Genomic DNA, 1221 nt, shown 5'->3' on the forward strand with positions numbered 1-1221 from the left:
CTGACCCGCCGCATCGTAGCCGTAGGTAACCACCTCCCCGTCGGGATAGGTGATGGTGCGCACGCGGTTGTGGCTGTCGTATGTTGCCGCGTGGACGTAGGTGCGCACGTCGGCCTGGCTCACCATCACCGAGCGCACCGTCTTCACCACCTCGCCCTGGTTGCCGTAGTAGTAGGCCTCGCCGCCCGAGGCGTCCTCCACCAGCACGAGCCTTCCCGCGCGGTTGTACTTTGCCCCCGGCTTGCCGTAGGTGTAGGTCACGCGGTTGAAGAGGTTCTTGGGGTAGATCACCTCGCTCAGCCGTTCGTAGTCGTAGGTGTAGGTGATTGCCGCCTTGTCGGAGATGGTCTTCTTCAGTTCCGCCGTGAGCTTGGTGAGCAGGTTGCCCGCGGCGTCGTAGGTGCAGGTCACCTCGCCCGCGTCGGGGTGGTTCACTTTGAGCTTATGCCCCAGCAGGTCGTACTCGTAGGTGGTTGTCTTGCCGTTGGGGTGATGCACCGTGAGCACTTGCCCCACGGCATCGTAGCCGTACTTCACCCGCACGTCGCCGCTTGCTGCGTGCTGCACCGTCTCTCGGTTGCGCCCCTTCTCGTCGGTGTAGCTTTCGGCGTGCCTGCCCAGCGCATCGGTGACGCGCGTCTCGAGCATCGGTTCCCCGTCGTGGTCCACGATGGCGTAGGCCGTCGTCGTGGTCGCCCCGTCGGGCAGCGTCACCTTGGTGGGGCGGTCGTAGGCGTCGTATTCGGTGACGGCTTGCAGGTCGCCCACACCTTTATTATATAGGCCCATGCTGCCGAGGCCTTCCTCGGTGGGCCAGTACGCGCGGAGGGTTCGGCCGAAGGCGTCCTGTACCGTCCGGCCGCTCACTATCGACACCTTGTGGGCCGCCCCGCCCTTCCATACAACGCCCGTGCGCTTGGTCTGCACGGCGCGCATCAGGCTGTCGGCGAAGGTTCGCGTCTCCACGTCGCCCTCGGGGGCGTAGTGCAGCGTGCGCGCCCAGCGGCCTGCGGGGTGGTACTCGAAACGTACGGTGTAGGGCCTGCCAGCGGCCAGCTCCTTCGGGCCGACGATTGCGGCGGGCCTGCCCGCGTCGTCGTAGGCATAGCACATGCGGTTGCCGTTGATGTCGCGCGTTTCCAGCGGTGCGCCCCAACGGCAGTCGTAGTCGGTGGACGAGGTGTAGCCGTAGGCGTCCTTCACGCCCGTAACAAGCTGGTG

The 1221-nt window shown here is 65.8% G+C and carries 1 pseudogene; it reads right to left on the reverse strand.

From position 1 onward, the window contains the following. A pseudogene (locus tag BN93_RS15785) lies at nucleotides 1-1221 on the reverse strand (type IV secretion protein Rhs); the annotation flags it as partial.

The sequence above is a fragment of the Prevotella conceptionensis 9403948 genome (assembly GCF_000312305.1).
GTDB classification, from domain to species: Bacteria; Bacteroidota; Bacteroidia; order Bacteroidales; family Bacteroidaceae; genus Prevotella; species Prevotella conceptionensis.